Here is a 6,155-nt window from a genome sequence, read left to right on the forward strand (position 1 = left end):
TCGATGAAACAATGGCCCGCGATACGCCCTTCAACCCGTATCGCCACCCGCCACCGGCAGCACCGTGCCCGTGATGTAGCTCGCCTCGTCCGACGCGAGGAACAGGATCGGCGCGATCTGCTCGTCGAGGCTGCCGTAGCGCTTGAAGTACGTCGATTCCGTCACCTGCCGCACGGCCTCGCCCATCCACGCCTGTTCCTGCTCGGTGTCGCCGGCCGCATTGCGCGGCACGCGGCGCGGCGGCGCGCTGGTCCCGCCCGGCGCGGTGGCGACGACGCGGATGTTGTGTTCCGCATATTCCATCGCAAGCGCCGACGTCAGCGCGTTGACGCCGCCCTTCGCCGCCGAATACGGCACGCGCCGGATGCCGCGCGTCGCGTTCGACGAGATGTTGACGATCGTGCCGCCGCCGCGCGCGAGCAGGTGCGGCAGCACGGCGTGACACGCATAGAGCGTCGGCATCAGCGAGCGGCGGATTTCCGCGTCGATCTGCGCAGGCTCGAACTCGGCGAACGGCCGCATGCGGATCGCGCCGCCGACGCCGTTGATCAGGATGTCGATGCCGCCGAACGTCCGCACCGCGTGCGCCATCGCGGCATGCGCGCCTTCGTACGTCTCGAGATCGGCGACGAAGCCGGCCGTATCGCCGCCCGGCGCTTCCGCGGCCACCTCGGCCACGAAATCCGCGCGATCGACGAACAGCACCTTGCCGCCCTCTGCCGCCGCGCGCAGCGCGACACCGCGGCCGATGCCCTGCGCCGCGCCGGTGACGACGACGACCTTGCCGGAGAATCGTTGCATGGTCATGCCGCCTTTGCCGTGACGTTGGGGGTGAACTTCTCGTAGTGGAAGCTGTTCGGCTTCACGCCTGCGTCGTCGAAGTACTGGCGCACCGCATCGACCATCGGCGGCGGCCCGCACAGATACACGTCGACGTCGCCGTCGTTCAGCGCGTCGGCCGGGATGTGCTGCGTGACCCAGCCCTTGCGCGGATGGCTCGACGCGGCGTCCGCGACGACCGTCGCGAAGCTGAAGTTCGGCAGCCTCGCCGCCACCGCCTCGAGCGCGTCGACCAGCACCAGATCGAGATCGCGCGTCACGCCGTAGACCAGGTGCACCTTCTGCTGCGAGCCGCTGCGCGCGAGCACCTCGAGCATCGACAGGAACGGCGCGAGGCCCGTACCGCCGGCGAGGAACAGCAGCGGCCGCTGCACGTCGCGCAGGTAGAAGCTGCCGAGCGGCCCGTGCAGTTCGAGCGTGTCGCCGGGCTGCGCCGATTCGAGCCACGTGCTCATCACGCCGCCTGGAATCTTCTTGATCAGGAAGCCGACCTTCGCGTCGCCCGGCGCCGACGAGAACGAATACGAGCGATGCTGGCCGCTGCCCGGCACGCCGATGTTCACGTACTGGCCCGGCAGGAACACCGGCGCGCTGGCGCCGACGTCGAGTTCAAGCACGACGGCCGCATCGTTGTGCTGCTCGACCTTCGTGACCGTCGCGGCAAAGGCGCTCTGCCCGGTCTTGCAGGCGACCGACGACGTCGGCACCGCGATCACGCAATCGCTTTGCGGCACCATCTGGCACGTCAGCACGAGGCCGCCGTCCTTCTCGTCCTCGGTCAGCGCATCGTCGATGTAATCGTCGCCGAGGTCGTAGCGGCCGCTTTCGGCGCGGCACTTGCAGGTGCCGCACACGCCGTCGGAGCAATCCATCGGCAGGTTGATCTTCGCGCGAAAGGCTGCATCGAGCACCTTCTCGCCGGCCTTGCAGTCGATGAAGCGGGTCACCCCGTCCTCGAAATTCAGTGCAATCTTGTAGCTGGACATCGCGTCACCTCCACTTCCTTTCATGACAGGCCAACGGCGTCAGACGTGATAGACGTCGAGCACCTGCCGGATGTAGTCGTTCTTCAGCACGATCTTCTTGCGTGAAATCAGCAGCGCGTCGCCCGTGCGTCGCAACGTGACGAACATCGTGCCGAAGAAGTGATCGGTCACGCGATAACGGTGGTTCAGCGTGTGAAAGTTGTAGCGCACGTCGACCTCGTCGTCGCGTTCGGCCAGCACCTCGACGTTCGTCACGTTGTGGCTGGTACGCGGCTCGGGCGTCGATGCGCCGCTGCGCTCGGTCTTGATCCGGAACACGCGATCCTCGAGGCCGCCGCGGTCCGCGTAATACATCAGCGAGATCTGGCTCTGCGGATCGTCGGTCGGCCGATCGTCGTCGTCCCATGCGGGCATCCAGTACGTGACGTCCTCCGTGTAGCAGGTCAGCCACGCGTCCCACTCGCGATCGTCAAGCAGGCGCGCTTCACGATACAGCGCCGCGCAAATCGTCCGGTAATCGAAGCTCATGCCGCCACCTCCCCGCGTTCCTTCTTCAGCGCATCGCGCATCACGTGCACCCAGTGTTCGTGCTGGCACACGAACAGCCCTTCGTCCTCGCTGCGTTCGCCCGAAATGCGCGGGTTCAGCCCCATCTTTTTCGCGTTCTCGTCCGGCCCGTCGACCCACAGCGGCGCGCCGCGCGACAGGTCGTTCCACATCGCCGTGATGCCCGCATAGCCGGCCTGGCACGCGCGGAACTCCTCGAGATCGTCGGCCGTGCCCATGCCGGTCACGTTGAAGAAATCCTCGTACTGGCGGATCCGCGTCGTGCGATCGGCCTCGCTCTCGCCTTTCGGCGCGAAGCAGAAGATCGTGACTTCGGTCCTGTCGACGCCGAGCGGTCGCACCACGCGGATCTGCGTGCTGAACTGGTCCATCAGGAACACGTTCGGATACACGCACAGGTTGCGCGTCTGGTTCACGATGAAGTCGGCCTGCACGTCGCCGACGCGCGCCCGGATCTCGTCGCGGTGCTGATACACGGGCCGCACCTCCGGGTTCATCGTCTGCGTCCACAGCAGTATGTGGCCGTGGTCGAAGCCGTACACGCCCGCGACCGACTTGCTCCAGCTGTTCGCGTCGACCGCCTTGGTGCCGTCCGCCTTACGGCGGCCCATCGTCGCCGCATAGTTCCAGTGCACGGTGCTGACGTGATAGCCGTCGCAACCGTTCTCCATCTGCATCTTCCAGTTGCCTTCGTAGATGTAGGACGAGTTGCCGCGCAGCACCTCGAGCCCGTTCGGCGCCTGGTCGACGATCTGGTCGATGATCACGCGCGCTTCGCCGAGGTAGTCCTCGAGCGGCAGCACGTCCGCGTTGAGGCTGCCGAACAGGAAGCCGCGATAGTTCGCGAAGCGCGCGACCTTCTTCAGGTCGTGCGAGCCGTGCGTGTTGAACTGCACCGGGTATTCGGTCGTCTTCTCGTCCTTCACCTTCAGCAGCTTGCCGGTGTTCGAGAAGGTCCAGCCGTGGAACGGGCACGTGAAGCTGCCCTTGTTGCCGTGCTTGCGGCGGCACAGCATCGCGCCCTTGTGCGCACACGCATTGATGACCGCATGCAGCTCGCCGGTCTTGTCGCGCGTGATGACGATCGGCTGGCGGCCGATCCACGTCGTGTAGTAATCGTTGTTGTCGGGAATCTGGCTTTCGTGCGCCAGATACACCCAGTTGCCCTCGAAGATGTGCTTCATCTCGAGCTCGTACAGCGCCGCGTTCGTGAAGATGTCGCGGCGGCAACGGAAGACGCCGGCCGCCTTGTCATCCTGCACGGCGGTTTCCAGCAGGTGATCCAGGTCGTTCGTAGCGTCGATCGTGATGGACATGATGGCTCCTTCCATGCGCGTGCCGCGTCCTGCAAGCACGCTCGCATCGGTATCGGTTGAATCTCGGGGGACCGGCCGGCAGCGGCGGCGCACGCGCGCCGCCGTGCCGCCAGTGGTTATGCCGCGGCGGACGCGCGCAGGCGTTCGACGATCTGGTTGTCCTTGCCCTGCACGCGCGGCGTCAGCACGAAGTTGAACTCGATGTCCTGGTACGCATCGGCCTTCATGCCGAGCGCCGTGCCGCCGGTTTTTTCAGTCACGGGCGGAATCAATTCCTCGCGCGTCGCATACGCGAAGTCGTCCCAGATCAGCGGATCGCCGTCGATGTTGAACTGTGTCGTCAGCTTGCGGTGATCGTCGCTCGTCACGAAGAAGTGCACGTGCGCGGGACGGTTGCCGTGGCGGCCGAGGCGGTTCAGCAATTGCTGCGTCGCGCCCTGCGGTGGGCAGCCGTAGCCGACCGGCATCAGTGTGCGGAATTCGTACTTGCCGTCGACGCCCGTTTTCACCGCGCCGCGCAGGTTGAAATCGCTCTGCTTGCCGGTCGGGTCGAAGTGCGAATAGAAGCCCTTCGAATTCGCGTGCCAGCATTCGACCACGGCGCCGGCGATCGGCTTGCCGTCGAGACCGGTGACCGTGCCGTGGATCACGAGCGGGCCCGCGCCGTCGTCCGCGTCGAGGTCGATCTTCGCGACGCTGTCGCGCACCGGTGCGCCGGCCACGTACAGCGGCCCCTCGATCGTGCGCGGCGTGCCGCCGTCGAGCCCGATCGCCTCGTCCTCGGCGTCCATCCGGATGTCGAGATACTTCTCGAGACCGAGGCCGGCCGCGAGCAGCGCTGCTTCGCCATCCTGACCGAGCTTGTTCAGGTAGTTGACGCCCGCCCACACTTCGTCGGGCGTGATGTCGAGATCGTCGATCGCCTTGAACAGGTCGCCGAGCAGGCGCAGCACGATCTGCTGCGTGCGTGCATTGCCGCCGGTGCCGCTTCCGCCCGCGTTCGACGCGGCCTTCAGCAGGTCCTGCACTTCCCGGGTATCGAAAACTTTGACGCTCATGATGCTGTCTCCATGTGTATTTGGGGGATGACGGTCGTTGCCTGACTCGACTTACCGCGCGACTTTCGTCAGCCCGTCGCGGGTGAAGCGCCTGACCTTGTCCTCGTCGAGCGCGATGCCGAGACCGGGGCCGTCCGGCACGGTCAGTTCGAAGTCGCTGTAATCCAGCGGCTGCGTCAGGATTTCTTCGGTGATCAGCAGCGGCCCGAACAGTTCGGTGCCCCACTGCAGGTTCGCGATACTCGCGAACAGGTGCGCGGATGCCACCGTGCTGAACGCGCCTTCGAGCATCGTGCCGCCGTACAGCTCGATGCCGGCCGCATCCCCGATCGCGGCCACGCGCTGCGCGGCGAAGAGGCCGCCGCTCTGTTCGATCTTGATCGCGAACACGTCCGCGCCGTGCTGCTTCGCGATGTCGAATGCGCTGTCGGGGCCCTGCAGGATTTCATCGGCCATCAGCGCGACGGGGAAGCGGCGCATCAGGCGCGCCAGCGCCGCGGCCGATGCGACCGGCTGCTCGACCAGTTCGCAGCCCGCATCGGCGAGCGCCGGAATCGCGCGCGCGGCCTGCGTTTCGCTCCACGCCATGTTCACGTCGACGCGCACCGACGCGCGATCGCCAAGCGCCTTCTTGATCTCGGCCACGTGCCGGATATCCGTTTCCGGCGCCTTCGCGCCGATCTTCAGCTTGAATACGTTGTGGCGGCGCGCGTCGAGCATGCGCTCGGCTTCGGCGATGTCGGTGGCCGTGTCGCCCGACGCGAGCGTCCATGCAACCGGCAGGCGATCGCGGCGACGGCCGCCGAGCAGTTCGCTGACCGGCACGCCGAGCCGCTTGCCGTGCGCGTCGAGCAGCGCGGTTTCGAGCGCGCTCTTCGCGAAGTGGTTGACCTTCGCGAGCTTGCCGACGAACGCCATCAGCGTCTGGACGCGCGTGGCGTCACGGCCGACGATCGCCGGTGCGAGATACGCGTCGATCGCGAGCTTCATCGCTTCCGGGCTTTCCGGGCCGTAGGCCATGCCGGCGATCGTCGTGCCTTCGCCGATACCGGTCACGCCATCGCTGCAGAACACCTTCACGAGCATCAGCGTCTGGCCGTGCATCGTGGCCACCGACAGCTTGTGCGGGCGGATCGTCGGCAAGTCGACGAGACGGGTTTCGATGCGTTCGATGGTGGCGGAGGACATGGGGCGCGCTGCGTGGGGGCTGTTCATGGAACGGATTTATACGCGGCGTGGAAATGGGGCGTCCAATACTTTTGGGCGGGATTTTTGATACCTGGTGGGTATTGAAATCCGGCCGTGGGCGCGAAATATTGCGGTGCGCCATACCTGTTTTGGTTAGGTAGGCGGGCTCGGAGGGTTGATGGTGCGGGGTTGTGCGGGGG

6 protein-coding genes are annotated in these 6,155 nt (G+C 66.1%); all 6 read right to left on the reverse strand.

Annotated features, from left to right (window positions below):
• Positions 1–30: 30 nt before the first annotated feature.
• Positions 31–807, reverse strand: coding sequence for a benzoate diol dehydrogenase BenD (gene benD, locus H0X91_RS21015; protein ID WP_043205917.1), 777 nt, complete (start codon positions 805–807; stop codon positions 31–33).
• Complete coding sequence (gene benC / locus H0X91_RS21020; RefSeq protein WP_034203604.1) at positions 804–1,826, reverse strand: benzoate 1,2-dioxygenase electron transfer component BenC; 1,023 nt, start codon at positions 1,824–1,826, stop codon at positions 804–806. Before benC ends, benD begins: the two co-directional genes overlap by 4 nt.
• Before the next feature lie 39 nt (positions 1,827–1,865).
• The gene (benB, locus tag H0X91_RS21025) at positions 1,866–2,354 is read right to left on the reverse strand and encodes a benzoate 1,2-dioxygenase small subunit (protein ID WP_006485355.1); all 489 of its coding nucleotides are present in this window, start codon (positions 2,352–2,354) and stop codon (positions 1,866–1,868) included.
• Positions 2,351–3,709: a Rieske 2Fe-2S domain-containing protein gene (locus H0X91_RS21030; RefSeq protein WP_006485411.1), complete on the reverse strand. Its 1,359-nt coding sequence runs from the start codon at positions 3,707–3,709 to the stop codon at positions 2,351–2,353. The genes benB and H0X91_RS21030 overlap by 4 nt, the downstream gene beginning before the upstream one ends.
• Before the next feature lie 116 nt (positions 3,710–3,825).
• Positions 3,826–4,767 carry a catechol 1,2-dioxygenase gene (gene catA / locus H0X91_RS21035; RefSeq protein WP_077020469.1) on the reverse strand — a complete coding sequence of 314 codons (942 nt, stop codon included), beginning with the start codon at positions 4,765–4,767 and terminating at the stop codon, positions 3,826–3,828.
• A gap of 51 nt (positions 4,768–4,818) precedes the next feature.
• Positions 4,819–5,955: a muconate/chloromuconate family cycloisomerase gene (locus H0X91_RS21040; RefSeq protein WP_112751552.1), complete on the reverse strand. Its 1,137-nt coding sequence runs from the start codon at positions 5,953–5,955 to the stop codon at positions 4,819–4,821.
• Between the last annotated feature and the right edge of the window lie 200 nt (positions 5,956–6,155).

This window comes from Burkholderia sp. 9777_1386, from assembly GCF_015712265.1.
GTDB lineage: Bacteria > Pseudomonadota > Gammaproteobacteria > Burkholderiales > Burkholderiaceae > Burkholderia > Burkholderia cenocepacia.

Excerpts from the sequence above, each read along its gene's own strand:
- benD (WP_043205917.1), bottom strand. The coding sequence starts at position 807 with ATGACCATGCAACGATTCTCCGGCAAGGTCGTCGTCGTCACCGGCGCG.
- benC (WP_034203604.1), bottom strand. The coding sequence starts at position 1,826 with ATGTCCAGCTACAAGATTGCACTGAATTTCGAGGACGGGGTGACCCGC.
- benB (WP_006485355.1), bottom strand. The coding sequence starts at position 2,354 with ATGAGCTTCGATTACCGGACGATTTGCGCGGCGCTGTATCGTGAAGCG.
- H0X91_RS21030 (WP_006485411.1), bottom strand. The coding sequence starts at position 3,709 with ATGTCCATCACGATCGACGCTACGAACGACCTGGATCACCTGCTGGAA.
- catA (WP_077020469.1), bottom strand. The coding sequence starts at position 4,767 with ATGAGCGTCAAAGTTTTCGATACCCGGGAAGTGCAGGACCTGCTGAAG.
- H0X91_RS21040 (WP_112751552.1), bottom strand. The coding sequence starts at position 5,955 with ATGTCCTCCGCCACCATCGAACGCATCGAAACCCGTCTCGTCGACTTG.